This is a genomic window from Pseudoxanthomonas suwonensis 11-1 (genome assembly GCF_000185965.1).
GTDB lineage: Bacteria > Pseudomonadota > Gammaproteobacteria > Xanthomonadales > Xanthomonadaceae > Pseudoxanthomonas > Pseudoxanthomonas suwonensis_A.
On record NC_014924.1, the window covers coordinates 1,780,094 to 1,805,321 of the forward strand.

At 64.3% G+C, this 25,228-nt stretch carries 18 protein-coding genes; 3 read left to right on the plus strand and 15 right to left on the minus strand.

The window, feature by feature from the left end; all coding sequences use genetic code 11:
• Positions 1-192: 192 nt before the first annotated feature.
• The 7 genes from PSESU_RS16160 to PSESU_RS08155 form a co-directional block, all read right to left on the minus strand.
• On the minus strand, positions 193-1,371 hold the full coding sequence (locus PSESU_RS16160; protein ID WP_013535288.1) for a hypothetical protein: 1,179 nt from the start codon (positions 1,369-1,371) through the stop codon (positions 193-195).
• A gap of 269 nt (positions 1,372-1,640) precedes the next feature.
• Positions 1,641-2,510, minus strand: a complete 870-nt coding sequence (locus PSESU_RS08130) for a pseudouridine synthase (RefSeq protein ID WP_041764014.1) — start codon at positions 2,508-2,510, stop codon at positions 1,641-1,643.
• A gap of 105 nt (positions 2,511-2,615) precedes the next feature.
• Positions 2,616-3,053 (minus strand): hypothetical protein, encoded by a 438-nt coding sequence (locus tag PSESU_RS08135; RefSeq protein WP_013535290.1) that lies wholly within the window; start codon positions 3,051-3,053, stop codon positions 2,616-2,618.
• A gap of 183 nt (positions 3,054-3,236) precedes the next feature.
• The gene (locus PSESU_RS08140) at positions 3,237-4,079 is read right to left on the minus strand and encodes a glycoside hydrolase family 11 protein (protein ID WP_013535291.1); all 843 of its coding nucleotides are present in this window, start codon (positions 4,077-4,079) and stop codon (positions 3,237-3,239) included.
• Between the two features lie 332 nt (positions 4,080-4,411).
• Complete coding sequence (locus PSESU_RS08145; protein WP_049782311.1) at positions 4,412-4,966, minus strand: sel1 repeat family protein; 555 nt, start codon at positions 4,964-4,966, stop codon at positions 4,412-4,414.
• 297 nt (positions 4,967-5,263) lie between these two features.
• Positions 5,264-6,136, minus strand: a complete 873-nt coding sequence (locus PSESU_RS08150; protein ID WP_013535292.1) for a hypothetical protein — start codon at positions 6,134-6,136, stop codon at positions 5,264-5,266.
• Between the two features lie 543 nt (positions 6,137-6,679).
• Positions 6,680-8,767: an alpha-L-arabinofuranosidase gene (locus PSESU_RS08155; protein WP_013535293.1), complete on the minus strand. Its 2,088-nt coding sequence runs from the start codon at positions 8,765-8,767 to the stop codon at positions 6,680-6,682.
• A 354-nt stretch (positions 8,768-9,121) separates the two neighbouring features.
• On the opposite strand from PSESU_RS08155, the gene PSESU_RS08160 reads away from it, so the two are divergent.
• Positions 9,122-9,574 (plus strand): transposase, encoded by a 453-nt coding sequence (locus tag PSESU_RS08160; RefSeq protein WP_013535294.1) that lies wholly within the window; start codon positions 9,122-9,124, stop codon positions 9,572-9,574.
• A 9-nt stretch (positions 9,575-9,583) separates the two neighbouring features.
• Here the strand turns inward: PSESU_RS08160 and PSESU_RS08165 are convergent.
• From PSESU_RS08165 to PSESU_RS08195, 8 genes are all read right to left on the minus strand, one after another.
• Positions 9,584-10,689 (minus strand): IS3 family transposase gene (locus PSESU_RS08165; RefSeq protein ID WP_155942714.1). Its coding sequence is split into 2 segments (ribosomal slippage): positions 9,584-10,431 and positions 10,431-10,689, totalling 1,107 coding nucleotides; the frame shifts between segments, so codons are not numbered across the junction.
• Positions 10,690-10,896: 207 nt separating this feature from the next.
• Positions 10,897-11,592 (minus strand): MAE_28990/MAE_18760 family HEPN-like nuclease, encoded by a 696-nt coding sequence (locus tag PSESU_RS16165; RefSeq protein WP_155942742.1) that lies wholly within the window; start codon positions 11,590-11,592, stop codon positions 10,897-10,899.
• A complete protein-coding gene (locus PSESU_RS15915; RefSeq protein WP_155942743.1) occupies positions 11,579-12,709 on the minus strand; it encodes a DUF262 domain-containing protein in 1,131 nt (376 codons plus the stop codon). The genes PSESU_RS16165 and PSESU_RS15915 overlap by 14 nt, the downstream gene beginning before the upstream one ends.
• Positions 12,710-13,987 carry a DNA methyltransferase gene (locus PSESU_RS15920; protein WP_013535297.1) on the minus strand — a complete coding sequence of 426 codons (1,278 nt, stop codon included), beginning with the start codon at positions 13,985-13,987 and terminating at the stop codon, positions 12,710-12,712.
• A 790-nt stretch (positions 13,988-14,777) separates the two neighbouring features.
• Complete coding sequence (locus PSESU_RS08180; RefSeq protein ID WP_013535299.1) at positions 14,778-18,476, minus strand: methylmalonyl-CoA mutase family protein; 3,699 nt, start codon at positions 18,474-18,476, stop codon at positions 14,778-14,780.
• A 651-nt stretch (positions 18,477-19,127) separates the two neighbouring features.
• Complete coding sequence (locus PSESU_RS08185) at positions 19,128-19,811, minus strand: outer membrane protein (RefSeq protein WP_013535300.1); 684 nt, start codon at positions 19,809-19,811, stop codon at positions 19,128-19,130.
• 213 nt (positions 19,812-20,024) lie between these two features.
• Entirely contained in the window at positions 20,025-20,960 is a 936-nt protein-coding gene (locus tag PSESU_RS08190) for an alpha/beta hydrolase (RefSeq protein ID WP_013535301.1), read from the minus strand.
• A 13-nt stretch (positions 20,961-20,973) separates the two neighbouring features.
• Complete coding sequence (locus PSESU_RS08195; RefSeq protein ID WP_013535302.1) at positions 20,974-21,597, minus strand: TetR/AcrR family transcriptional regulator; 624 nt, start codon at positions 21,595-21,597, stop codon at positions 20,974-20,976.
• 188 nt (positions 21,598-21,785) lie between these two features.
• Here PSESU_RS08195 and PSESU_RS08200 point away from each other — a divergent pair, with 188 nt between their 5' ends.
• The gene (locus PSESU_RS08200; protein WP_013535303.1) at positions 21,786-22,889 is read left to right on the plus strand and encodes a Glu/Leu/Phe/Val family dehydrogenase; all 1,104 of its coding nucleotides are present in this window, start codon (positions 21,786-21,788) and stop codon (positions 22,887-22,889) included.
• Positions 22,890-23,840: 951 nt separating this feature from the next.
• Positions 23,841-24,998 carry an isovaleryl-CoA dehydrogenase gene (locus PSESU_RS08205; protein ID WP_013535304.1) on the plus strand — a complete coding sequence of 386 codons (1,158 nt, stop codon included), beginning with the start codon at positions 23,841-23,843 and terminating at the stop codon, positions 24,996-24,998.
• Positions 24,999-25,228: the final 230 nt, after the last annotated feature.

Genomic DNA, 25,228 nt, shown 5'->3' on the forward strand with positions numbered 1-25,228 from the left:
AGCTTTACTTGCATGCCAATGCGTCAGTACAGCAGCGAGCTCAACTGTGAGGGCTCCGCCATACGCGATCGTCAGTTGGCGGGCCGCTCTTGGCGACCTGAGAAGGCTCGACACTTCCAAAAAATCGGATGGACGGGCAAGCACGAGCCCAAAATTGCCCTGGATTTGTACCCCTTGCCTCTCGGAAATGCCTCAGTCTGCTACCCCCTTTGCCTCCATCACCTTTAAAACTTCAGTCACTTGACACAGTGAGCTGCAAACGTGCGTTCGGTGATTCTTGAGAAGCGGGCGGACTATAGAGGCCGTGTACTTGTCGGCCCGGAAAACGTCAATATATGGCGAATACATACAATGCAGTGCATCAACGAAATCGCTCTTCTTTAATTTTCGTGATCCATCTAGCAGCGAATTTCGTACGGAGGTGTGCGCGGTCCGGACCGATGCCGACAATCCAGGGCAGAACTTATCAATGTCTTCGGCCGACGTCGTCAACTGAGACAGCCCCAAGCCTGCGCCAATACGATTGGCAACTTTAATCAGGAGTTCGTCCTGAGCGAGCTTCCAACCACCGATTGAAAGGAGTTCATCCACCTGCGAGACACCTGCAATTCTGTACCGTTTGAGCTCACCGATGGCGCCCTCCATGGTTTCCAATAGCTTCTCTGCGGGACGCCTGACCCACTGCACGATGGGATTCAGTTCATCATGATGATTGGCAAACCAGCGCATCATCCATTCTGGATCCCTGAGACTTGAGAAGAATGCATTGTCCGCGTCTTCCGGTGTCGCTAATCCAAACACATAGCGATTGAGGGTCAATGCATCAGCAGGGCGCATCGGATAGATAGCCAAAAAATTATCAAGGTCAGCGGTTGAGAGCTTGTCTGCGAGTTTTCGCCGTAGGGAGTCACCGCGCCACACGTTGCTGCGCGCAGCTCTACGAGCCTTTCGATTTGGCGCCAGGCTGTCTATAGTGCCCTTAATTTCTCGCATTAAACTCAGGCCCATCGATGGCTTTGCAATGCCTCCTACATCGGGGAACCAACTTCCGTCGGGGCGGAAAATGTCCAGGCGGACTTCAGATCGTGCCGACAACGCCCTTATCTCTGACTCGACCAATTGATCGGTAGACATCAACGCATTGCGTTTGCAGAGGGCCGAAAGAACCCCTACACGAGCGGATGCAGAGGAAGTATAGGTGGCCCTTAGGGGAGCCATCTCACTGATATGAACCCCTGAGTAGGCGAAGATCAGATTCGGCCGACGCGAGAATTCGAACAAAGCGTCCCTTAGCTTTTCCTGGGTACCATCAAGGCGCTCTTCACTTAAGAGTGAATAGTCCGCGCTATCCAGATAAACGGTGATTGTCACGTTATCTCCGCCATTGCACTGATCAAGCTACTCGGCTGTTTATCCGCCTCGAGAGCGCTGCCATCCGCCCTCACGCGCCACGACCTGGTCCAACCGAAATCGACGCATGGCTTGACGTATCAATCGCCCTCCTCCTGGGGCATCACCTCAGGCTGCAGGGCGATGGTCGATGCCGTGCTACGCGGCACATATATCCGAAACCCGCACGGCTTGGGAGCCCTCGCCCCTTTGTTCTAGAGCACCTATTCGTGAATAGGGTTCTGGTTCGCTTAGGCAGCAAACCTGCGAGCCAGGCCACTGAGCGGATCGTCGAAGCCAAGCGCATAGGCGGTCAGCTGCAGGGGGGCCGCCAGATCATCAGTGTCTTGCGGCTGCAACTTCGGGTAGTAGCGATCCCCGATGATCGGCGCCCCCAGCGCCGCCATATGAACCCGCAGCTGGTGCTTGCGCCCGGTCACCGGCTCCAGCTGGTAGGTCCAGGTGGGGCCGTTGCGCTCCAGCACGTCGATCACGGTCTCGCTGTTGGGCTCACCCTCGACCTCGCGCATGCGGAAGAACGGCTCGCCTGCTTCCAGTCGGCTGCGGTGCAGGTGGGGGAAGCTGAGCCCCGGCAGTGGCGGTGCCACGGCGCGGTAGAGCTTGCGGATGCGGCGTTCGCGGAACAGGGCCTGGTAGGCACCGCGGGTGGCGGGCTGGGTGGAGAACATCACCAGCCCGGCCGTGTCCCGGTCCAGCCGGTGCAGGGGCACCAGGTCGGTGTTGCCGGTCAGGGCGACCAGCCGGGTCAGCAGGGTCTCGCGCACCCAGGCGCCGGTCGGTGCGACGGGCAGGAAATGTGGTTTGTAGGCCACCAGCAGGTGGTCGTCGTGGTGCAGCACGTATTCGCCGCCGGGCATCGGCGGCTCCTGCTCGACCTCGCGGAAATACTGGATCTCCGCGCCGAGCCGGTACGGCGCATCCAGCGGCAATGGCGCGCCGGACTGGTCGAGCACGCGGCCGCGGGCGAAACGGTCGCGCCATTGCGACTCGGGAATCCGGGGGAAGCGGGCGCACAGTGCCTCGAGCACGGTGCGCCAGGGGCCGGGCGGCAGCTGCAGGCGGCTGGGTGGAGTGGACATGGCAGGTCTTTCTACAGCCATGCATTTCCGCAAGTGATCCTGCCCTGCGCCCGGGAGCCGCTGCGCGGGGAGCGTTCCAGCGGTGCGAAGTGCGGGACACACACGGGTGTTGGCTGGCTTGCCAGATCAGCCACCACGGCAGCGCTGCCAACCGCCCTCGCGGGCCATGACCTGTTCCCATCCATTGGCCAGCCGCCGCATCGCCTGGCCACCAATGCAGGCATATCCCAGCTCGCGCGCTTCGGTAGTGCCCATCGCTGGCAGGGCGATGACACTGGCCGATGCCCCGGGACGTCCCTGGCGCCGGGCCTCCTCCTTCAGCACCGAGTGCTCCAGGCCCTCGCAGAAGCCGACCATGCCCGGGTGTGGGTGGGCGCGGTACTGCTCGCAGTTGAACGGCGTCGTGTCGCGGGCCATGGAGTTGTACGGTTGCCGCGGTGCAGATGGCGGCGGCTTGTACTGCCCGCGGGGCGCTTGTGCGCGCAAGGTCTGTGCCTGCACGTCCACCACCGGCAGTGAGGTGGCAACCACCAGCAGTCCAACCAGGCTCCATCCCCGCATCATTCCCCCCTCCCGGTTCCTGCACGCCATACCGGCGGTTGCGACGCTTCGCCAGAAGATACACCCCGGGTGCAACTCCAAGGGTGATGTTGCGACCCGCTCCCGGAAGAAACGACGCAGCCCAGGCACAAAGTGCATGGGCTGCCAGGGCTACTGGTGGCGTCGCCGCCCGTAGCGATCAGGCGATTACTCAGCCGCGTCCCACACCCGCCCCGAAACGGTGCCGCCCTTCTCCACCAGGAACACCTCCACCGCGAACACCTGGTAGGTGGGATCGTCGCTGGCGTCGAAGTTGTCCATGTTCGGGATCTTCCAGCCGTTGCGCTCCCACGCGGCGACGTGGTCGGCAAAGATGATCTTGTGGTCCTGGCCCAGCGGCAGCTGCTCCTTGGGGCGGCTCCAGTACTGGTAGAAGGTGGCGGTGTTGTTGATCGACGGCTTCTCCGTGCGGACGGTGCGGTAGGTGGTGTACTCCACGCCGTTGCTGGTGAAGGTCACGCCCTGCTCGCCGCCCTGGCCACCGGTGCGCACGCCGCGCTGGACCACGTAGTACTCGACCAGGTGGGCCGGATCGGTCGGGTCCATGTCCTTGTCGTAGCCCCAGCCGTACAGGGTCACGTAGCTGGCGCCGGAATCCTCGTTGAGGTGGTAGCCGATGACGCGGTTGCGGTCGCCGCGCTCCCAGCCCGGGCCGCCGACGTAGTTGTAGTTGCCGTCGACCCAGTCGATCTTGAAGTTGCCCTGCGGATCGAGCTTGAACGAGGCCTCGCCGCCATCCTTCCAGTGGGTGAAGAACCAGTCGCCCACGTGGCCGGTGGCATGCGGCTGGGTGAGCAGGGTCTCGCCCTCGAAGCGCTGGGTGTAGGCCTTGAACTTGCTGATCGGCGGCTTGGCCTGCGCGGCGGCGGCCTGTTCGGCCTGCGGCTGTGCCACCTCGGCCGCAGCATCGGGCGCAGAAGAAGAATCGCAGCCGGCGATACCCAGGATCAGGGCGGAAGTCAGGAGGGCTTGGGTGAGGCGAGAGGTCATGAGCTACCGGTAGACATGGGACGAGCTCTCAGCATGGCCTGACTGAGTCGTTTAGCCAAGCTGCAGGGCCCGGACCGTGGCAGGTGGCCCTTTCAAGGCGCTGCCCTCGCATGCCAGGCCCAACCGCTGGAACAGCAAACCGGCCCGCCGGAAGGCGGGGCTTGCCGCAGAGGACGCCCCTGCTCCGGTTGTGCGGTATTGACTCCGCCTTGCGCACCGGGGAGCGACTGCTCCTTGGGAACCTGCACTTGGCGCATCGGTCGCCGAGGCACTGCCCGGCCATCCACACATGGCGACGTGCCCGTCGCCAGTCGATGGCACGGCGTTGCAGGCTAACGATCCAGGCCCGCGTTGACCTCCTCCACCGGCCCCACATCGACGTTCTCAGCCGGCGGGTCCTTCCAGACCGCATCCACCCACTCGAAGTACTGCGCGGGCCGCCAGAACTTGGGCGCGTAGAAGTCCTGCCCGCGGATCTGGCTGAGAACGCCGTTCTGGCCCACCACATAGATGTCGGCTTGGTGGCGACGCACTGACTTCATCATTCCCTGTTGCGCCAGCCGCATCTGCTTGACCATCCGCGGCTTGGCCACGGCATCGCCGTACTGTTCCATGACCGCCGCGCCCTCCTCCAGCGCCCGCTCGCGCTCGCCCGCGTCCAGCTGCGACCAGTACCGCTCCCGCTGGACCACGAACTGGCGATAGCCGCGCTCGGCCGCCAGATCCGCCCAGACATATCCCATCGCCCGGTCAACCGGCTGCCCCACTCCTTTCCACGCCATCTCTGCGAGCACGGCCTGCGCCGGCTTGTCGGCAAACTCCGCCGCCTTGAGGAAGTTCGTGCGCGCCGCGTCGAAGCGAAGCTCACAGATATTCAGCTCACGCATACGGACCTCCTGTCCATGTCTGGCACAAAACCCTGTGCCCGGGTTCCAGGGCACTCCTGGTGAACTCTTCCCGCGGCGTTCCGGTCTGCCATCCTGACCGCGTCGCCCGCCGAGTTGAGTGTGCAAGGGTGCCTTATCAGAGGCAATCAGAAGCGCCCACGCCGCCATGCCAGAGTAAGCAGGCCACCCGGGTGAGGATCTCCCTCAATAATGCAGGGCGTGAAGTCGGATCAGCCGGGTACAAATGGGGCCAGGTTGGGAACGAGCCGGATTCTTCGGACGTTCGCCTGCACCCGTTTACAGCGGCAATGTGGGCGGCACCACACGCAGGGTGAAGTCGACGGAGCGCTGCTCGGCGGGCGCGCTGGCGTGGCGCTCCCAGGCCCCACGGCGCTGCCACAAGCGGCCATCGTCGCTGATGGTCAGGCCTCCCGGCGGCCCGTAGCTTCCCGGTGCGGCTTCGTCCGTACAGATGGCGAACGACAGGTCCAGGAACCGGTGGTCGCCACCGTCGTAGGTGGTGGGCGACAGCGCCGAGTAGCCATCGAGCACCAGACCACTCGGGTCCATCGGCTCCTCGCGCTGGTGGCCCGGCGCGGAGATGCGCATTACCGACTTCCCCCGGATCGGGGCATCGAACGCCAGGATCGCGCACATATGGCTATCGCCCGGCTCCCATGGGCCCAGCTGCGCTACCCGCAAAGTCTCCAGCGGGCCGGCCATATCCACCTCCTCGTGGATCGTGGCGCCGTCGGCCCGGGTCACACGCATGCCCTTCAGCTGAGCCGTGCCGGTGTGGGTGGCCGCGAACGGCTGGGGCTCGTCGCCATCGTTCCGCACCAGGTCGTAACGCACGCCGCCCTCGACGGTGTCCCAGGCGCAGGCCAGCTGGCTGGCGGTGCCTTCCAGCTGCGATTGCGCGTCCAGCTCCATCGTAGTGTCACCGTCGCCCGCACGCATCGACCGGGTCGCGGCATAGCGAAAGGTGAAGTCCAGCTGCACCAGCTGCCCTCGGTCGGCCACCTCGTTGCTGTCGGCGTAGTAGCTGACACAGGGCCCGGAGTCCGGATCGCTCCGTTCGTCGGCGCCGGACGAATCCGGATCAGACGTGCCGCAGCCTGCGACAGCGAGACATGCCACGAACAGCGAGGGAGTCGTTCCACGTCGCATCAGGTGCTCCTTGCCGGGGATCAACGTGGAGTCTAACGGAGCGTGGTCGGACGTCCTGGCCCGGCACGCGTAGCGGAATCCGCACCGGTGGACAGCGACACCTATGTGCTCACCTGCTCCCGGTACAGCGAGCTCAACCCGGTCCTGGCGCACATGGTCGCTGACCCCGGCGACTATTCCAGGTCCAGCTACCGGCGAAACGCCCTTGGCGCGCATGGCCCCGGGATCATTCCGCACCCCAACTACCTGGCCCTTGCTTGCCATCCAACCGGCCTGCAGACCACCTGTCGCGCACTGTTTTGCAGGCACTCGACCAGGGATGGATGACGGACTACGCGACCACACGTGCCAGAACAAAGCCTCCGGCAACGATCTATTCCGGAGACAGATCGAAGCGCTGGTCGGGAGAAGCCTGGAGCTCAGACCACGCGGCCGGTCACGCCCGGCGCCGGAAAAATGAACCTGCCCCCTTCTGTCCGCGCGCGGCCAATACCTTCCACGCGGCACGTGCCCGGGCAACCAGCCGGGCACGAGCCGCCGCGGTCAGGCCCGCTCGAAGTGATAGATCTCCACGCTTGCCGGGGCGATGGTCAGCGAGCCGGCCGAGGCGTCGAACGTCGACTCCCTGGCACCGACCTGCTCCGGCTCCCCGAGCGGGTTCTTCGCGTCCGGGCCGGGGCCGCTGAACTTCCAGCAGCGCCCCGCGGCCTTGGGCCTGAAGCCCTGCAGCGCGAGCGAGAAGCTGTGCGGTGCCTCGGTGGCGTTGATCACGGCCACGGCCAGGGTCCGGCCATCGGCGGTCAACGCCGCGGACACGTCCAGCGGATACGTGTCGCCGCCGGTATTGACGCTGGGCTGGTCGCCGCCGACCGGGTACTTCGGCGCCGGCGTGGGCGAGTTGCCGTTGACCACCACCGGCACGGTGCCAAAGCGCTCCTGGTAGAACTGGAACATCCGCCCCTTGATGCTGATCTGCGAACGCGTGCGGTCGAAGTTCATCCACGCGGTGGCCATGGTGAACCCGGCCATCGCGATGAAGTCGGTGTGGCGGAAGAACTCGTGGAACGCGGCGGCGATCGCCAGGGCACCCTTGAGGTCGTCCTCGAAATGGAAGGCCCATTCGTCGAAGAACACCTTGACGCTGCCCTTCTCCAGTTCCGGGAAGTGTTTCTTGTACTGCTCCCAGGCGTCCACCATGGTGCGGATGCGGTCGGGCATCTGGTGCACCCACTCGTTGAGCGTCTGGTTGACATCCACCAGCTTGCCGGTGGACAGGTCGAAGCGCTTGCCACCGGGCGGATAGGCGTGGGTGCCCAGCGCGTCGAACCTGCCCCAGCTGTCCTTGAACATGCCGTAGGCCCAGTCGCGATCCGAGCCCACATGCACCTGCGGCTGGCCTTCGATGAAGATGCCCTGGCCGGTGGTCATCTCGTCGACGAAACCGCCGGGAGCCACGATGTAGATGTCCGGGTCCACCTTGCGCATGGCGTCCACGAACATGTTGTGCTTGACCGTGTACTGGTCACGGGCCATGTGCCCGTACTGCCAGTGCCCGTACATTTCGTTGCCCACCGCCCAGTACTTGACCCCGTAGGGCTTGCTGCGGCCATTGGCCGCGCGCTTCGCGCCCCATTCGGTATCAGGGCTGCCGTTGACGTACTCCAGCAGCTGGGCGCCGGAGCGCGGATCGCCGAAGCCGGTGTTCACGCACCAGAACGGCTCGCATCCGATCAGCTCGCACAGCTGCAGCAACTCGTCCACGCCCACGTCGTTGGGCTGCACCGCGTTCCACACCGGGTCCATGATGGGCGGGCGCTGGTCGGGGTCGCCGATGCTGTCTTCCCAGTCGTGGGCGGAGATGAAGTTGCCGCCCGGCATCCGCAGGATGTGGCAGTTCATCTGCTTCATCAGCGCCACGGTGTCGGCGCGGAACCCGCGCACGTTGTCCGCCGGCATCAGCGACACCGCCCCCACGCCGAAGCGGCCACGGCCCTGGCCGACGATCTCCAGCCGCGCGTCGGTGGTGTCCACGCCAGCATCGAAACGGAAGCGTTGCGTCTGCCACTGCGACGACGCGCGCACCCGGGTGGAGAGCGCCTTGCCACCATTTCCACGGACCAGCCTGACGGTGACCGTCACGCCCGGGTCGGCCCACAGGACGATGCGGCCGTCGTAAGGCGTGCCGGATTTCAGGGCCAGGCCGTGCTGCACCATTCCCCGTTCCTGCGAACCATCGACGCTGACGACCGGGCTGTGTTCGCCCACCCAGGCGCGTTCGGTATCCAGCGCGATCGCGGAAACCGGCCCAATGGCCACCCACTTCTCCATGAAGCCCATCGCGCCGCGGCGATCATCCGGCTTGCGGGCACGCTCGGCGAGGACCCCGTAATAGAACTTGCGGTCGTCGAGCGTCTCGCTCCACAGGCTGTGGTTGATCAGGTTGCCGATGTGCTCGATGAAACCGCCGTAGATCATCGGCGGGATCGGCGGGCGTGTTACCGCGGGATTGATGGTGGCGGTAATGCCGCCGGAGGCCGCGAAGACCGGCGGAATGCACGCCGCCACCCCCAGCGCCGCCGAACCCAGCAGCAGGTTGCGCCGCATCAGGTCCACCTTGTGTTGATGCTCCATCTCCCCACCTCCCCATGGTCTGTCCGGATTGCTGCGCGCACGGCGCCGTGCTGCCGCCGCGCCGCGGCCAGGGCATCGCCCCGCGCCGGAATAGCATAGCCATGGCCGTGCGGGCCCTGCCCCGGCCACAGCAATGCGAATAACGTGCGGAAACATGCCAATCTGGGCATGGCAGGGACGTGCCGCGGCACTGCTTGTTGCCGGCTCAACGTCTATAAAGGGGACCAACGTCTATAAAGGGGACGGAGGGAATTAAGCGATTGGGAGTTTCCTGACGCCCCCTGACCGCAAAGACCGATCGCCGGCAGGGCGGCGCTGCGGCACCTTCGAGGCACATCCCAAGCCTCGACCGCGATGCCTCGTCAGCCCAGACTCGAACTGCCCGGCGTCCCGCTGCACGTCACCCAGCGCGGCGTGAACCGCTGTGCCATCTTCCTCGACGACGAGGACCGTCACCACTACCGCCGTGTGCTTCGCGAGGCGTGCCGCCGGCACGGGGTCTGCGTCCATGCCTTCGTCCTCATGGACAACCATGTCCACCTGCTGCTCTCAGCCGTGCAGAGCGGCGTGATCTCCCAGGCGCTCCGCCGCGCGGGCCAGGCCTATGTGCAGGCGTTCAACCTGCGACATGGGCGCTGCGGCACGCTCTGGCAGGGCCGCTTCAAGTCCAGTCTGGTGGATTCAGACGCCTACGCGCTCCGCGTGATCCGCTACATCGAGCTGAATCCGGTACGGGCGGCCATGGTGGAACGCCCTGACCACTACAGGTGGTCCAGTGTCCACACGACGTCCCCCCGCTTTCAGTAGCGGGGCTCTTTAGAGTCCGGGTTTCATCGTAGCGGCTTTGGCCGCCAACTGTTCGGCATAAGCGGCCGGCGTCAGACCGCCCAAGGTCTTCTTCGGTCGTTCCTCGTTGTACTCCCGGCGCCAGGTTTCGATCTCGGTGCGGGCGTGCAGCAGCGTCGGGAACCAGTGCTCGTTGAGGCATTCGTCCCGTAGGCGGCCGTTGAAGCTCTCGATGTAGGCGTTCTGGTTCGGCTTGCCTGGCTGGATCAGGCGCAACTGCACACCGCGCTCGTGGGCCCACGCCACCATCGTCTTGCCGCAGAACTCCTTGCCGTTGTCGGTACGGATCACCTGCGGCAGGCCGCGGGTCAGCGCCAGCCGATCCAGCACCCGGGCCACGCCGTGGCCGGAGATGGCCCGCTCCACCTCGATCGCCACCGCCTCGTGCGTGGCATCGTCGACGATGGTCAACGCCTTGAGCACACGCCCCTCGGCGGTGCGGTCGAACACGAAGTCCATCGACCAGACCTGGTTGGCCGCTTCCGGCCGCAGCAACGGTTGGCGCTCGCCCAGCAACACCTTCTTCCGCTTGCGCCGGCGCACCTGCAACCTGGCCTCCTGATACAGCCGTTCCACCCGCTTGTAGTTCACCGGCCACTGCTCCTGCCGCAGCTTCAGATAGATCATCCCGACGCCATAGCGCTTGTGTCGCTGCGCCAGCGCCAGGATCCGCTCGCGCAGCTCGACGTTGCCATCCGGACGCGGGACGTAGCGCAGCGCGCTGGCGCTCATCCGCACCATCGCCAGCGCCCGTCGCTCACTCAGTCCCCGATCCACCAGATGCCGCACCAGCGTCCTGCGCGCCGGTGCGGTCACCACTTTTTTCGCAGAGCATCCTTGATGACGTCGTTCTCGAACAGCTGCTCGGCCAGCAGCTTCTTCAACCGCGTGTTCTCGGACTCCAGCTCCTTGAGCCGCTTGGCCTCTGGCACGCTCATGCCGCCAAACTTGCTGCGCCACAGGTAGTAGGAGGCCTCGCTAAAGCCGTGCCTGCGGCACAGCTCCTTGACCGGTAGGCCAGCTTCGGCTTCACGCAGGAAGCCGATGATCTGCTCTTCGGAAAAGCGCTTCTTCACGTCCAATCTCCGTCTCGTTGGGGATTGGACTCCAAATCGACCTGCTACTCAAAGATGGGGGGACGTCGAGCGTGCGACCGCGTGGACGGCCGCCGCTTCGGCGGCCGAACGGGAGTGCGGCGGGAAGCTAGTGCCCGCTGCCGCTCAAGCTCCCCTCAGCTCGGGTCTTAATTCCCTCCGTCCCCTTTAGCTGGCCGAAGCTGCCCTCTAGGCCGCGACCACCTGACGTCTGTGTCGCCCCTCACGAAGTGCCAGATACACCTCTGACTGCAGGAACGCCATCACTGCCGCTGCGGTCTCCTTAAAATCCCGGACGTCCTCATCTCTAGGGACCTTCAATCGATCCCCATGGGCTATAGCGTTTCGAATTCCAAGCAACTTACTCAAGTTACCCGAGTGCTTCTCAACTTCCCGATAATTAAGTCCAAGCTGGAACATCAGCTTCATTAACAGTTCAGGCGTAACGTTCGACTTCGTATCCACCACCTTATCGGCAATATTTACCTGTGCCCCTACAAGCCGATCATAACTCTCTACAAAAATTTGCTCTCTAGCAGAAAGGTGCAAAGAAGCGTCTAACGGAGCAATATTTCTAAAGTAGTCGTGCTTACTGTTCGGATCACGAAGTGCCGCGAAAATCTTCCCCATGGTGGCTGCAACCAAAGGATAGGAAGCATCTACGCACTTCAAGCCAGCTGCATTTATCCAGGCCACATAAGTGAGCAGCGCAAACTTACAGTATCCCTCGACGTGAGAATAGATCAGAAGTACCAGAGATCGCTTGAGAGAATCGCGATCCGCCCCCGGGCTAGCAGGAATTAATCGTTCCAGCAGCGATATTTCGGCCTCCCGAGCGTGACGATCCCCTTCCAAGTCTCCGTAGACCTCATCAAGGGAACGCATTTCGAAGTGCCCCCTCAACGGCGTCAATCCTTTGCCTCAACAGCCCAGGAGAGTTCTTTCCACCCCCGGAGGTCATTCTTACAAATGCATCATCAAGCTTTACAGCCCGGAGCGCCGCAGCCAGCTCTCGGATTTGCGCATCGTCATTCAAATCAATCTTGTCAATGACAGCCTGAATGCCGATGGATATCGCCTCGAAATGATAAATACTAAATCCTGCCGCCAAGTCATTACCAGCCTTATTGCGAAACGCAAATGCTTTGTCGCCAAGCGCCTTGTTCAGCAAAGAGAATGTCTTCTGGAAAGCGGCACGCTCATGAGCGTAGTCAAAGGGAATTTTTCTGTCAGGATCCGCAACTCCCTCCATATACTCCGTCAAGAAGTCGGATACGTCGTGCTTGAACATCTGGCGAGCATTCTTAAGCGCAAAGAACCTCAATACTAGCTCTTCGTTCACAGCCGCCAAAACGCGCTCAAGGGTCAACCCCTCGATGCAGTTTTGAAAGTATTCCGTCTTGCTAAGCTCGACAATAAAGTCAGGAAAAACGTTACTGAGCATCCTAACAGCACAATTCCTGATCTGCTGGGGAGACAAGCCCACTCCCCCAGTATTCAGGCGCTTGAACATGTGATACCGAAACTTTGGATCGGTACCCTTTCGAATCACTTCCACCCTAATAAACGCACGCTTCAGACGAATCTGTAACGCGGATGGCAGCCCGTCAAAAGTAAGCCCATTAAGCTCATCGACAACATCGCAGTCGACGAGCTGCAACTTCTCCCCTTTCACAACAGGCGGATCCAGATGCGGCGCATCCAAGGCGCCCCTGAAGTGGAGATAAGACGAAATTCTCTGCAAACCATCAATAAGCTGGTACTTCCCATCATCCTCTTCGATTACAAAAATCGGAGGAACAGGCATCTCCAATATCAATGATTCAATGAACCTCGACCGCTGCCCCTCACTCCACCGAAAGAGGCGTTGGTAGTCAGGTCGAATATTAAGCTCACCACCCTCAGCCATATCAAGCAGTTCATTGAACGAAATATCGAGGGCCTGGGTGTTCGCCCTCCTGACCTCTCCAGCAATAGCAGCAATTAGATCCGCCATTTTCATTCAATCCTTTTGAAAGCAGAGCACCGCCTCGACGGCATCGGATCGGCTTCGGTAAGCCTTCGACTTGTTGTTAATTGAAGCCATAGACCTTCTAATTAAGAAGTCATTCCTTTGCCGTATCCTTAGTGAGTGATTTCGAGAAATTTCGGTAACGATCCGAGGAAGATCGTTGTGTATATCTTTATAGAAGGAATCCTGCACCACCATCACAAGGACCCCATGACTCTTTAAAACTCTAGATACTTCGCCGATGGACTTATCCAACTTATCGAAGTAGTCGAGGTGCGTTTTCAGGTAATAACCTGCTGACGCCTTTGATTCATGACTCGCAACAGCCCTCAAGAACTTCCCGCACGCCCCCCCCCAGCTCTCACGAACTTCAATCGTTCGTTGTGGAACGCGAATTGACCCCAACATCCTTCTCCCAAGATCCACATGGCAAGACGGCAGCAAGCCATGAAGCACCGCCAATTCCGATCGAGTCGTTGTCGCATAATCTATGCGCGTGCAGTATGGAGGAGAAGTAATTACAGCATCAACCGTCGAATCCGGGAGTGGAATGTTCGTACTATCCGCCAAGCGAATATCAATTCTTGAATCATTCACAATATCACGCTGGCTCGCCAGCGCATCAGCCATCTGGGCGAGCTTTGACCTGAAAGCCATGAAAATTCGCTCTTGCGAAACCGAAACTCTAATTTCACCTTTCTTTGGACTGCGTAACCATGTCGGGTTTGAGCCCCGAAACTTCCCAGCAAGGGATCTGGTAACCGCAAACAGGGCCACGTAGAACGCAGACGCGAGACATGAAATGGAATTTATATCCGTCTCTGCGTTTAACTGGCGACCGACTAGAACCTCTCGGATGCCCATCTCGACGGATCGCAAATGACACGCCGTCTGTGGACCGAACCACACCGAAAGAGGGTCATGCGCATCAAGAGGCTCAAACGAACGACTTACACCGATGATCTGATCAACAATCGGAAGCAGCGATGAGGCCTCACTGGGCGGCAGCAACCGTGCCTTCGCCACCACGACCATCGCGGGATTGATATCGAACCCAAGCGAGTCCACACCAGCACGAGCAGCTGCATAAGGAGTTGTTCCGCTCCCGCTCCAAGGATCTAGCACGACCGAGCCGCGCGCCAAGTCAATAGACTCGATAATCGTAGAAGCAAACTTTACGGGATAGCCCGCGTAGTAAGGAAAGAATTCGTCCCAGACAGTTCTATTTTTTGCGTCCTGTTTCGGACTAATTACTTCGAATGACTTCATATATATATCTGTCCGAAATTATGTGCTTCGCCGGCATTCTCCGCCGACGTCATGCAGCATATGGCCCTCTTAACCAGATCGTGCGTCTTGGCGGCTTCCACAAGCGCGGCAAAGACGTTACCCGCCTGCGCGCCATGCCAAAAGATACGCCAGGCCACGGGAGACGAACAGGCCGCCTCAGAGAGGCCCCTAGGCGGCGCCCCATTCGTACAGACCGTCATCTGCCGCTCTTCGCCAGCTTCCCCAGCCGAACCTGCACCCCCCCACGACCAGCACCCCTCCACTCCCACCGGCGCGCCCTTGCACAGTGTCCCCCGCGCCGGCAGCTGCACCGCCACCCGTCCGCGGTCGGGCGCGTCCACCTCCGCCACCACATGGCCGTCCTAGGCCCAAGGCTGGTGTCGATGGAGGCATTCATGCTTTCGATGGTGGTGCTGCCCGTGGCGGCGGGCAGCGCGTGGCGCGGCGCGCAACAAGCTGCCAGCACTTGCAGGAGGTCCAAGGCGAATGCCAGAAGAGAACGGCTTCGACGCGACGTTACACACCACCGAATCCGGGAGGCCCGCCGCTGGTTCGAGCAGCTGGCCGAAGGCGGGACCACGACCATGCCGTTCGATCCGACGTTCTGTCGCCGGCCTTCGGCGCCTGCATCGACCGCTTCGGCATACCGGATGGTCAACACCACTCCGCCGGAGGACTGGCCGAGCCCGCGGTAAGCCTGGCGAGGTTCCGCGCCGGCGCGAAGCGGTCGATTCGCGCCGGTCGATGACGGCAGGCCCGGCGGGCGGCCTTACATGTTCCTCCGGTACTCCCCGCCCACGTCATACAAGGCATGACTGATCTGCCCAAGTGAGTGGGTCTTGACCGCTTCCACCAGCGCCTCGAAGACGTTCCCCCGCCGACGCGCCGTGTCCTGAAGATACGCCAGGCCGTGGCCGTTGTGGACCTCGGTCACGGTTTCATCCTCAACCACGTGGGCGTGGCCGGTCTCGCCCTCCGGCGCCAGCCCGTTGCGATTGGCCTGCCAGGCGCGGACATTCTCAATCTGCTGGGCCTTCTCGGCTTCGGTGGAGCGGATCAGCTCGATCTCGGTGGCCACCTCGCCGGCGTGTTCCTTGGGCAGGAAGGTGTTGACGCCGACCAGGGGCAGGCTGCCGTCGTGCTTGCGGTGCTCGTAGTACAGGCTCTCTTCCTGGATCTTGCCGCGCTGGTACATGGTGTCCATGGCGCCGAGCACGCCGCCGCGCTCGCTGATGGCCTCGAACTCCTTGTAGACCGCCTCCTCGACCAGGTCGGTCAGGTACTCCACCGCGAAGCTCCCCTGCCAAGGGTTCTCGATGAAGTTCAGGCCCAGCTCCTTGTTGATGATCATCTGGATGGCCACGGCGCGGCGCACGCTTTCTTCGGTCGGCGTGGTGATGGCCTCGTCGTAGGCGTTGGTATGCAGGCTGTTGCAGTTGTCGAACAGCGCGTAAAGGGCCTGCAGCGTGGTGCGGATGTCGTTGAACTGGATCTCCTGCGCGTGCAGTGAACGGCCGGAGGTCTGGATGTGGTACTTCATCATCTGCGACCGTTCGTTGGCGCCGTAGCGCTCGCGCATGGCACGGGCCCAGATGCGGCGGGCGACGCGGCCGATGACGGTGTATTCCGGGTCCATGCCGTTGCTGAAGAAGAAGCTCAGGTTGGGCGCGAAGTCGTCGATGTCCATGCCGCGGGCAAGGTAGTACTCGACGATGGTGAAGCCGTTGCTCAGGGTGAAGGCGAGCTGGCTGATCGGGTTCGCCCCGGCCTCGGCGATGTGGTAGCCGGAGATGGACACCGAGTAGAAGTTGCGGACCTGGTGCTCGACGAAGTACTGCTGGATGTCGCCCATCATGCGCAGGGCGAACTCGGTGCTGAAGATGCAGGTGTTCTGGGCCTGGTCCTCCTTGAGGATGTCGGCCTGCACGGTGCCGCGCACGGTGCGCAGGGTCTCGGCTTTGATCCGCTCGTAGGTTTCGCGGTCGACCAGCTGGTCGCCGGTGATGCCGAGCAGGCCCAGGCCGAGGCCGTCGTTCCCCTTCGGCAGCTCACCGTGGTACCGGGGGCGCTGGCGGCCCTCGAAGAAGGCGTCGATCTTCTGCTGCGCCTGGGCCCAGCGGTCGGCATCGGCCTTGAGGTACTTCTCCACCTGCTGGTCGATGGCGGTGTTCATGAACATCGCCAGGATGATCGGCGCCGGGCCGTTGATGGTCATGGAGACGCTGGTGGTCGGCGCGCACAGGTCGAAGCCGGAGTACAGCTTCTTCATGTCGTCCAGCGTGGGCACGTTGACGCCGGAGTTGCCGATCTTGCCGTAGATGTCCGGGCGCGGCGCCGGGTCCTCGCCGTAGAGGGTGACCGAATCGAACGCGGTGGACAGGCGCGCGGCCGGCTGGCCGGCGGACAGGTAGTGGAAGCGGCGGTTGGTACGCTCGGGCGTGCCCTCGCCGGCGAACATGCGGATCGGATCCTCGCCGGTGCGGCGGTATGGATAGACGCCGCCGGTGTACGGGTAGCTGCCCGGCAGGTTCTCCTTGCCGAGGAAGGTCAGCAGCTCGCCCCAGGACTTGTACTGCGGGGCGGCGATCTTGGGGATCTTCTGGTGGCTCAGCGACTGCCGGTAGTTCTCGACGCGGATGGCCTTGCCGCGGACCTGGTACTCGGTGACGTCGTCGGTGATCGACTTCAGCCGCTGCGGCCATCCGCGCAGCAGGCGCTGGGCTTCGCTGGAGAGCGACTGGATGGCGTCGTTGTAGCGCTGGCGCAGGGTGTGGAGGGTGCGGTCGGGATCAGCTCCGGGAGCGGGCTGCAGGGCGTTGGAGTCGTACAGGGCCAGCGGCTCGGGCAGCAGCGGATCGCCCAGCTCGCGCAGGACTTCCCAGTAGTGCTGGGCGCGGCTGGCGGTCTCGGCCTCGGTCTCGATGCGGCGGTTGATCGCCCTGCCCTGCTCGGCGATCTCGGCCAGGTAGCGCACGCGGCTGCCCGGGATCAGCACCGTGGCGCGCGGCTCCTTCAGCGAGGTGTCGATGGCCGGGTTGAAGTCGCAGCGGGGAGAGCCAAAAGCAAAACCGGGGTCAGAGTGCAATTTCCCGGTTGCGTGGCTGGCTGCGTCGTCGGAGTCGGAGGAAATTGCACTCTGACCCCGGTTTTGCCCTGGAGCATCCGGGGAAATTGCACTCTGACCCCGGTTTTTCTGGCGCAGCAGGCGGCACAGGTTGGCGAACATCCAGCTCACGCCGGGGTCGTTGAACTGGCTGGCGATGGTCGGGTAGACCGGCACCTCCTCGTCCGGCACCTGGAAGGCGACGCGGTTGCGCTTCCACTGCTTGCGCACGTCGCGCAACGCGTCCTCGGCGCCGCGGCGGTCGTACTTGTTGAGCACGACCAGCTCGGCGAAGTCGAGCATGTCGATCTTCTCCAGCTGGCTGGCGGCGCCGTAGTCGGAGGTCATCACGTACATCGGGAAGTCGACCAGGTCGACGATCTCCGAGTCGGACTGGCCGATGCCGGCGGTCTCGACGATCACCAGGTCGAAGTCCAGCGACTTGAGGTAGCCGATGCAGTCGCGCAGCACGGTGTTGGTGGCGCTGTGCTGGCGGCGGGTGGCCATCGAGCGCATGTACACGCGATGGCTGCGCAGCGAGTTCATGCGGATGCGGTCGCCCAGCAGCGCGCCACCGGTGCGGCGGCGCGTCGGGTCCACCGACAGCACGGCGATACGCATCTGCGGGAAGCAGGCCAGGAAGCGGTTGAGCAGCTCGTCGGTGACCGAGGATTTGCCGGCGCCGCCGGTGCCGGTGATGCCGACCACTGGGGTGGTCGGCCGGGATTCGGGATTCGTGATTCGGGATTCGCCAGGAGCGGCAGCCCAGCCGCGGCGCATCAAGGCGAGTTCCGCCTCGGAGAACTCGCCGTCCTCGATCCTCGAGAGCATGCGCGCAATCGAGAACTCGTCCGCAGACTCCCGCTTTTGCGAATCCCCAATCACCAATCCCGTATCACGGTTGTTGCGCGTGCGCGCAACAACATCCTCGATCATTTCGACCAGCCCCATCTTCATGCCGTCGTTGGGGTGGTAGATGCGCTCGACGCCGTAGGCCTCGAGCTCGCGGATCTCCTCGGGGGTGATGGTGCCGCCGCCGCCGCCGAACACGCGGATGTGGGAGGCGCCCTTCTCGCGCAGCATGTCGACCATGTACTTGAAGTACTCGACATGGCCGCCCTGGTAGCTGGACAGGGCGATGGCGTCGGCATCTTCCTGCAGCGCGGCGCGGACCACGTCCTCGACGCTGCGGTTGTGGCCGAGGTGGATCACCTCCGCGCCCTGGGCCTGGATCAGCCGCCGCATGATGTTGATCGCCGCGTCGTGGCCGTCGAACAGGCTGGCCGCGGTTACGAAGCGCAGCGGCGAGGTGTCGGCGTGGGCATCGGGGCGTGCCCCCTGGAGATGGCTGGCGGGCGTGCTCATTGCGTGTGCTGCACCGGAAGTCGGGGAATCACCCCGATTCTAGTGCTTGCACCCGAAACCGATTGGCGCGCTGCAGCGTGACTTTCGTCAAAAGGTGCGGGGGTTGGCAGTTGCCTGGCTATTAAGCCTTCCCGTCGGAGTGGGGCGGCGTTGCCCTACTCCCCACTCCTTTCAGAGAGGGCGCCGGCGGTGAGGGCCGGGAGTGCAGCGTATTCGCACCCCGCGTTGCGCGGCCGTTCGCTCGCGTATGGATTGGACCCTGCGCGAGACAACGAGCTGCGCGAGACAACGAGCACGAGTTGTCCGCTCGCATGCGTGCATTGCTACGCGGCGACCCTCTGCCTGGACGCGCAGCCAGGGCCGGCCCGACCCGCGTCAGCATCAGCGACAGCACCCAAGCGTCCAACGGCATGCGCGCGCCAGTAACGCGCAAGTAATGCATCTCACCTGACGGGATGCAGGTGGTTGTGGCGCTCGTGTAGCCCGGGTAAGCGAAGCGCACCCGGGGCCTCGCATGAAGCGGGCGTCGTCGAGGAACCAGGCCGCACCGTCATCCCGGATGCGGCCTTTGGCCTTATCCGGGCTACGAAGCGCGGCGACCGGCCCCTCTCCCATGGGGAGAGAGGGGCGGCTGAGCGCCAAGCGCTTCGCTCAGAACCGCGCTTCGATGCCGAAGGTGACCGTGTCGGCGCGGTTGAACTCGATGTAATCCCAGTCGTAGTCGTAATAGTACGAATCCGCGTAGACGTAGGCGGTGTAGACCAGGTTGAGGTTGACGTTGCGGTTGAGGTCCACGCCGATGCCGAAGCCGGCGTAGCCGCCGTCCATGTTGTCGGACCAGCCGTCCCCGCGCATGTCGGCGTCGAAGTAGCCGGCGCGCACGACGGCGTACCACGGGTTGCGCGCACCGAAGTTGAAGCGGCCGTTGAAGCCGATGCTGCGGAACTTCACTTCCTCGGCATACCAGCCGTCGTCGCTGGTATCGGCGAGGCGACCGGCGGCCACTTCGATGCCCAGCAGGGCGATCGGGCCGGCCTGCCACCGGTAGCCGGCATTGACGCCGAGCGCGTTCTGGTCGAGGTCCTCGTAGACCCAGCCCTTGCCGGCCTGGGCACCGATGAAGAAGCCACCGCGATCACGCTGCCCATGGCGCTCGTACTCGGCGCGGCGGTATTCCATCGCCGCCGGCAGCGCGGGTTCCTGCGTCGGCGTGGCGGCCGGGGTTTCCTGGCCCTTGCGGTAGTCGTTCCAGGCCTGCGAGACGGCCTGGGCCTGCGCGGTCTGGATGCCCACCGCGAGCAGCAGCGGGACGAACAGGATGGCGTGACGCTTCATTGGCTTCTCCCCTGAATGGTTGGCCCCTGCATCCATGCGGATCGGGGACGGGCCGCCGGTGGCGGACACGGGAGTACGGCCGTGCTGGACGGCCATGGCCAGCGTTTGCCGCCATGGCATCCAGGCCAGCGCCGGCACGCTCTCGCGTGCTCGATGGATCCCCCTGTGCGGGGCGAAATTTGCGATCTACATCACAGGAAGTCAAATGCCGTTTCAGGCGATGCCGAACGGCAGGTTCGGCGAGGACACCACGCGCTGGCCCACGGCCTCGCCCCGCAGGAAGCGCAGGCTGGCCTCGACCACGGCCGGATCGCCGGCGATGCGGTGGTGGCCCAGGCCGCCGGTGCTGAGCAGGCGGGCCCCGGGCCACAGGCGGGCGTAGCGCTCGCCCTCCTCCCACGGCACGTCCTCGTCCTCCAGGTCGTGGACCACCAGCGCCGGCACGCCGAGCGCGGGAACGTAGTGATGGATGCCAAGCTGGTCCACGCGAATGCCGATCTGGCGCTCGAAGCCCTCGAACATGCGCCCGACCAGGCAATGCGCCAGGCCGATCATCCGACCGAAGCGGTTCCCGGCCTCGCGCATGTCGGCGGACGGGGCCACCAGCACCACGCGCCCGGCGGCCAGGCCATCGCGCAGGGCCAGCACCGTCACGGCGCCGCCCATCGAGTGCGCGACCACCGCGGCGGCCGGGCCGTACTGGCGGGCGACATCTGCCACCGCGGCGGCGCAGGCCGGCAAGTTGGTCTGGCAACGCGCGTTGCGGCCATGGCCTGGCAGGTCGAAGGACACCACCGCGTATCCGGCCGCGCGCAGCGGTTCGATCCACGGCCGGCAGCGCAGGCCGAAGCTGGACCAGCCATGCACGAACAGCACGTAGGGCTGGGTCACCGGATCGCCCCATGCATATGTGGTGATCGCGTGGCCGCAGCTTTCGACCTGGCCGACGGTGGCGTCCTCGCTGCTGGCCGCGATCGCGCGGCTGCGCGAGCTGGCCATCGGCGTGGCGAACAGGCGCGAGGCATGGCGCACGGTGGCGCGCGGGGCGACCAGGCTGCCGGCACGGAAGGCCCAGCGCAGCGGCGGGGGGACAGCTGGTTTGCGAACGATCGTGCTTTTTACTGGCGAAGAAGAACGCAACGCTTCCATGGCGGGGATCCAGTCAGCGGGGGGAGGACGGACCTTCGGTCCGGTAACGGTCGAACAGGTCCTGCACCGCGCGGCGCGCCAGCAGCGGCGCTTCGCCTGGCTGGTGCAGGCGCAGGTGGTGCAGGCCGTAGAGGAAGCCATGCAGCTCGAAGCTGAGCAGCTCCGGATCGGCATCGCGGCGCAGGTGGCCCTCGTCGACGGCCATGCCCACGGCACGGACGATGGCCTGGCGCCACGTGTCCATCAGCTGGGCAACGTGGTCGCGCATGGGGCCGGGGCGGCCGTCGTATTCGGTGGCGGCGCCGAGGAAAACGCAGCCATCGGGATGGGCGATGACCCAGTCGATCCAGCCGTCGATCATCGCCTGCAGCCGCGGCAGGCCACGCGGCTGCTTGAGCGCCGGCTGCATCACCCGGGCGGTGAAGTTCGACGCGGCCCAGTCCAGGGTCTGCCGCACCAGGTCCTCGCGCGAACCGAAATGGGCGAACACGCCGCTCTTGGACATGCCCGCGGCGTTGGCCAGTTCGCCGATGCTCACCCCTTCCAGCCCGACCTTTTCCGCCAGCTCGCAGGCGCGGCCCAGGAGCATGTCGCGGGTGCTGGCGCCCTTGGCGGTGGCGGGAGACGGGAGGTTCATGGCCTGTAAAATAGCACGACCGTTCGCAAGAGCAAGCCCTCGACGGGACACCCGCGGCAGTGCGGTTAGAATGGCGCCCGCGACGCACGCCCTCCCCCATCCGGCCACGTCGCTTTTTTGTTTCCGGAACCGGCGCCCGGTACCGGCCTGTCCGTCCGCCCCACGCGCGACCCGACGCGGAGCCAGCCATGCTGTTTGAAACCCTCACCACCTCCGGACACGAGCAGGTGGTCTTCTGCAACAACCCCGACGTGGGGTTGAAGGCGATCATCGCCGTGCACAACACCGTGCTCGGCCCGGCCCTTGGCGGCGTGCGCATGCGCCAGTACGCCAACGAAGGCGATGCGGTGCGCGACGTGCTGCGCCTGAGCCGGACCATGACCTACAAGAACGCACTGGCCGGCCTCAACGTCGGCGGCGGCAAGGCGGTGATCCTGGGCGACCCCAAGGTCGACAAGACCGAGGCCCTGTTCCGCGCCTTCGGCCGTGCGGTCGATGCGCTGGGCGGCCGCTACATCACCGCCGAGGACGTGGGCACCGACGTCAACGACATGGAGCTGGTGTACCTGGAGACCGAGTACGTCACCGGCGTGCACCAGGTCCACGGTGGCTCCGGCGATCCGGCCCCGTTCACCGCCTACGGCACCCTGCAGGCGCTGATGGCCAGCCTGCAGCGCAAGCTCGGGCACGAGGAGATCGGCAAGGCCAGCATCGCGGTCCAGGGCCTGGGCCATATCGGCATGGAGCTGGTGAAGCTGCTGCGCGAGCGCGGCGCCAGGCTGTACGTCACCGACCTGGATCCGGCACGCGTGCAGCACGCGGTGGCGGAGTTCGGCGTCGAGGCGGTGGGCGTGGACGAGATCTACGACGTGCCTGCGGACGTGTTCGCGCCCTGCGCGATGGAAGGCGCGCTGACGATGGAGACCATCGAGCGGCTGAAGGCGAAGATCGTGTGCGGCTCGGCCAACAACCAGCTGGCCAACCACGCGGTGGGCGACGAGCTCCACAAGCGCGGCATCCTGTTCGCGCCGGATTACGCGGTCAACGCCGGCGGCGTCATGAACGTCTCGCTGGAGATCGACGGCTACAACCGCGAGCGCGCGATGCGCCTGATCCGCAGCATCTACCACAACGTCACCAGGATCTTCGACGTCTCCGAACGCGAAGCCATCAGCCCGCAGTACGCCGCCGACCGCATCGCCGAGGCCCGCCTGGCATCGATCGGCAAGCTCAAGCTGCCGATGGGGCGCGCGACTCCGCGGATGGGGCACCTCCGCGGCGAGCAGCACTGAAGCAAAGGCCCGGAAAACCGGGCCTTTGCTTTTGTGATTCGGGATTCGTGATTGGGGATTCGTAAAAGCGGGTTGCCCGAGAGCGTAACGCGCGGCTCACGTTGAGTGGCGGTAGGGCTTGCCGCTTCGCCACGCGGTTCGACGTTACCGCTGCTGCGCTGGCGCGACGATGGGGCGACTACGCAGGGTTGCCAAGGCCGCATCGGCCTTCGGCCTTGTCCGGGCTCCATGACTGAACGGCGAAACACGCGGGTGGCGCGCAGCGTGTAGCCCGGGTAAGCGAAGCGCACCCGGGTTCCCCTCCTCCATGGGACAGGGGGCGACGTAAAGGCGGTAACGCACCGTGCGTTTGATACGCGCGCTCCACATCTCCCGGAGCGCTCGAGCATTTACTCAGGGCTGGGACAGCCGCCAGCGTGTAGCCCGGGTAAGCGGAGCGCACCCGGTTTTTCTTTCCCCACGGGAGAGGAACCAGGGGTGCAGTCGTTATCGAGCATGCGTGGCGGGCAAGCTACGCCCAACCTGCTCCCAAGGGGGGCCGCAGATTGCCTGCGATCGGCAACAACCACCTTTAGCTGCCGACCCTCCCCCCCAACGCTTTCCCCGGGGAAAGGGCTTTAGCACTTGGTCAGGGTTGGGACATCCACGAGTACCCGGCCTTCACCCCTGCCCCGGTCCGCGCCCGGTCCGCTTCAGCGCAGGCGCGCGGCGGCATGCGACGGGGGCGCATGCAATGCCGTCCCACCTCAGCGGGAGATAGGCTTCAGAGAGCAGCCCGGCTAAACGAAGCGCACCCGGGTTCCCCGCTCCCCAGCGCCAGTGCGCGCACGCGATACCCGTTTCATCCCAAGGAGAGGCGGTGGGATCGTCTTTTGTTGCGCCCGCACATGACGCTTCCGCGTCCCGCACTACACTAGGTTCAAATGAAACCATCAGGGAGTGAGGCGGCCGATGCGAGCGTTCCAGCTTGGAGAGGAGATCGACGCGCTGCGTGAGGCCGTCCAGCGTTTCGCGGAGGCGGAGCTCGCCCCGCGTGCGGCGCAGATCGACCACGACAACGCCTTCCCGCAGGACCTGTGGCCCAAGCTCGGCGAGCTCGGGCTGCTGGGCATGACCGTCGATCCGGAATACGGCGGCAGCGGCATGGGTTACCTCGCCCACCTGGTGGCGATGGAGGAGATCTCGCGCGCTTCCGGTTCGGTTGGCCTGAGCTATGGCGCGCACTCCAACCTTTGCGTGTCCAACCTGTTCCTCAACGGCAACGAGGAACAGCGCCGCAAGTACCTGCCCAGGCTGTGCACCGGCGAATGGAAGGGCGCGCTGGCGATGAGCGAACCGGGCGCCGGTTCGGACGTGGTCGGCTCGATGCGCTGCAGTGCAGAACTGCGCGACGGCGTGTGGATCGCCAACGGCAACAAGATGTGGATCACCAACGGCCCCGAGGCCGACGTGCTGCTGGTGTACATGCGCACGGCGGGCAAGGAGGCCGGCAGCCGCTGCATGACCGCCTTCATCGTCGAGCGTGGCATGCGTGGCTTCTCCACCGCCCAGAAGCTGGACAAGCTGGGCATGCGCGGCTCCAACACCTGCGAGCTGGTGTTCGACAACTGCGAGATCCCACAGGAGAACGTGCTGGGCGAGGTCAACCAGGGCGTGCGCGTGCTGATGAGCGGCCTGGATACCGAGCGCTTGGTGCTGACCGGCGGGCCGATCGGCCTGATGCAGTCGGCGCTGGACATCGCCCTGCCCTACGTGCGCGAGCGCAAGCAGTTCGACGCGGCGATCGGCACCTTCGGGCTGATGCAGGGCAAGATCGCCGACATGTACACCGCGCTGCAGTCCAGCCGCGCCTTCGCCTACCAGGTCGCCCGCGACTTCGATGAAGGCCGCCGCTCGCGCGCCGCCGCCGCCGGCTGCCTGCTGCATGCATCCGAGGCCGCGGTGCAGGTGGCGCTGGAAGGCATCCAGGCACTGGGCGGCAACGGCTACATCAACGAGTACCCGGCCGGCCGCATCCTGCGCGACGCCAAGCTCTACGCCATCGGCGCCGGCACCAACGAGATCCGCCGCATGCTGATCGGGCGCGAGTTGTTCGAGGGGCGTGGGTGAGAGCCTCGGCGCGCTCCTTACGAGCAATCCAAGCCGCTCACCCTTTGGGGTGAGACGGCGGCTCGCGCGCCACTAGGCACGCCGTCGACGCCCGCGTCGCTCACGAGGGGCGCGGAGCGGCGTTTGGAGTGAGGGTGGGTAAGAACTGCAGTGTTCGAGGCGGCAGTGCGTAGTCCGGATAAGGCCGAAGGCTGCATCCGGGGATGACGCCATGGCCAAGCCTCTCGTGA

Excerpts from the sequence above, each read along its gene's own strand:
- PSESU_RS08150 (WP_013535292.1), bottom strand. The coding sequence starts at position 6,136 with ATGCGACGTGGAACGACTCCCTCGCTGTTCGTGGCATGTCTCGCTGTC.
- PSESU_RS08195 (WP_013535302.1), bottom strand. The coding sequence starts at position 21,597 with ATGAACCTCCCGTCTCCCGCCACCGCCAAGGGCGCCAGCACCCGCGAC.
- PSESU_RS08200 (WP_013535303.1), top strand. The coding sequence starts at position 21,786 with ATGCTGTTTGAAACCCTCACCACCTCCGGACACGAGCAGGTGGTCTTC.
- PSESU_RS16165 (WP_155942742.1), bottom strand. The coding sequence starts at position 11,592 with ATGCGTTCCCTTGATGAGGTCTACGGAGACTTGGAAGGGGATCGTCAC.
- PSESU_RS08155 (WP_013535293.1), bottom strand. The coding sequence starts at position 8,767 with ATGGAGCATCAACACAAGGTGGACCTGATGCGGCGCAACCTGCTGCTG.
- PSESU_RS08160 (WP_013535294.1), top strand. The coding sequence starts at position 9,122 with ATGCCTCGTCAGCCCAGACTCGAACTGCCCGGCGTCCCGCTGCACGTC.
- PSESU_RS08135 (WP_013535290.1), bottom strand. The coding sequence starts at position 3,053 with ATGATGCGGGGATGGAGCCTGGTTGGACTGCTGGTGGTTGCCACCTCA.
- PSESU_RS08140 (WP_013535291.1), bottom strand. The coding sequence starts at position 4,079 with ATGACCTCTCGCCTCACCCAAGCCCTCCTGACTTCCGCCCTGATCCTG.
- PSESU_RS08185 (WP_013535300.1), bottom strand. The coding sequence starts at position 19,811 with ATGAAGCGTCACGCCATCCTGTTCGTCCCGCTGCTGCTCGCGGTGGGC.
- PSESU_RS15915 (WP_155942743.1), bottom strand. The coding sequence starts at position 12,709 with ATGAAAATGGCGGATCTAATTGCTGCTATTGCTGGAGAGGTCAGGAGG.
- PSESU_RS08205 (WP_013535304.1), top strand. The coding sequence starts at position 23,841 with ATGCGAGCGTTCCAGCTTGGAGAGGAGATCGACGCGCTGCGTGAGGCC.
- PSESU_RS08145 (WP_049782311.1), bottom strand. The coding sequence starts at position 4,966 with ATGCGTGAGCTGAATATCTGTGAGCTTCGCTTCGACGCGGCGCGCACG.
- PSESU_RS08130 (WP_041764014.1), bottom strand. The coding sequence starts at position 2,510 with ATGGCTGTAGAAAGACCTGCCATGTCCACTCCACCCAGCCGCCTGCAG.
- PSESU_RS08180 (WP_013535299.1), bottom strand. The coding sequence starts at position 18,476 with ATGAGCACGCCCGCCAGCCATCTCCAGGGGGCACGCCCCGATGCCCAC.
- PSESU_RS08190 (WP_013535301.1), bottom strand. The coding sequence starts at position 20,960 with ATGGAAGCGTTGCGTTCTTCTTCGCCAGTAAAAAGCACGATCGTTCGC.
- PSESU_RS15920 (WP_013535297.1), bottom strand. The coding sequence starts at position 13,987 with ATGAAGTCATTCGAAGTAATTAGTCCGAAACAGGACGCAAAAAATAGA.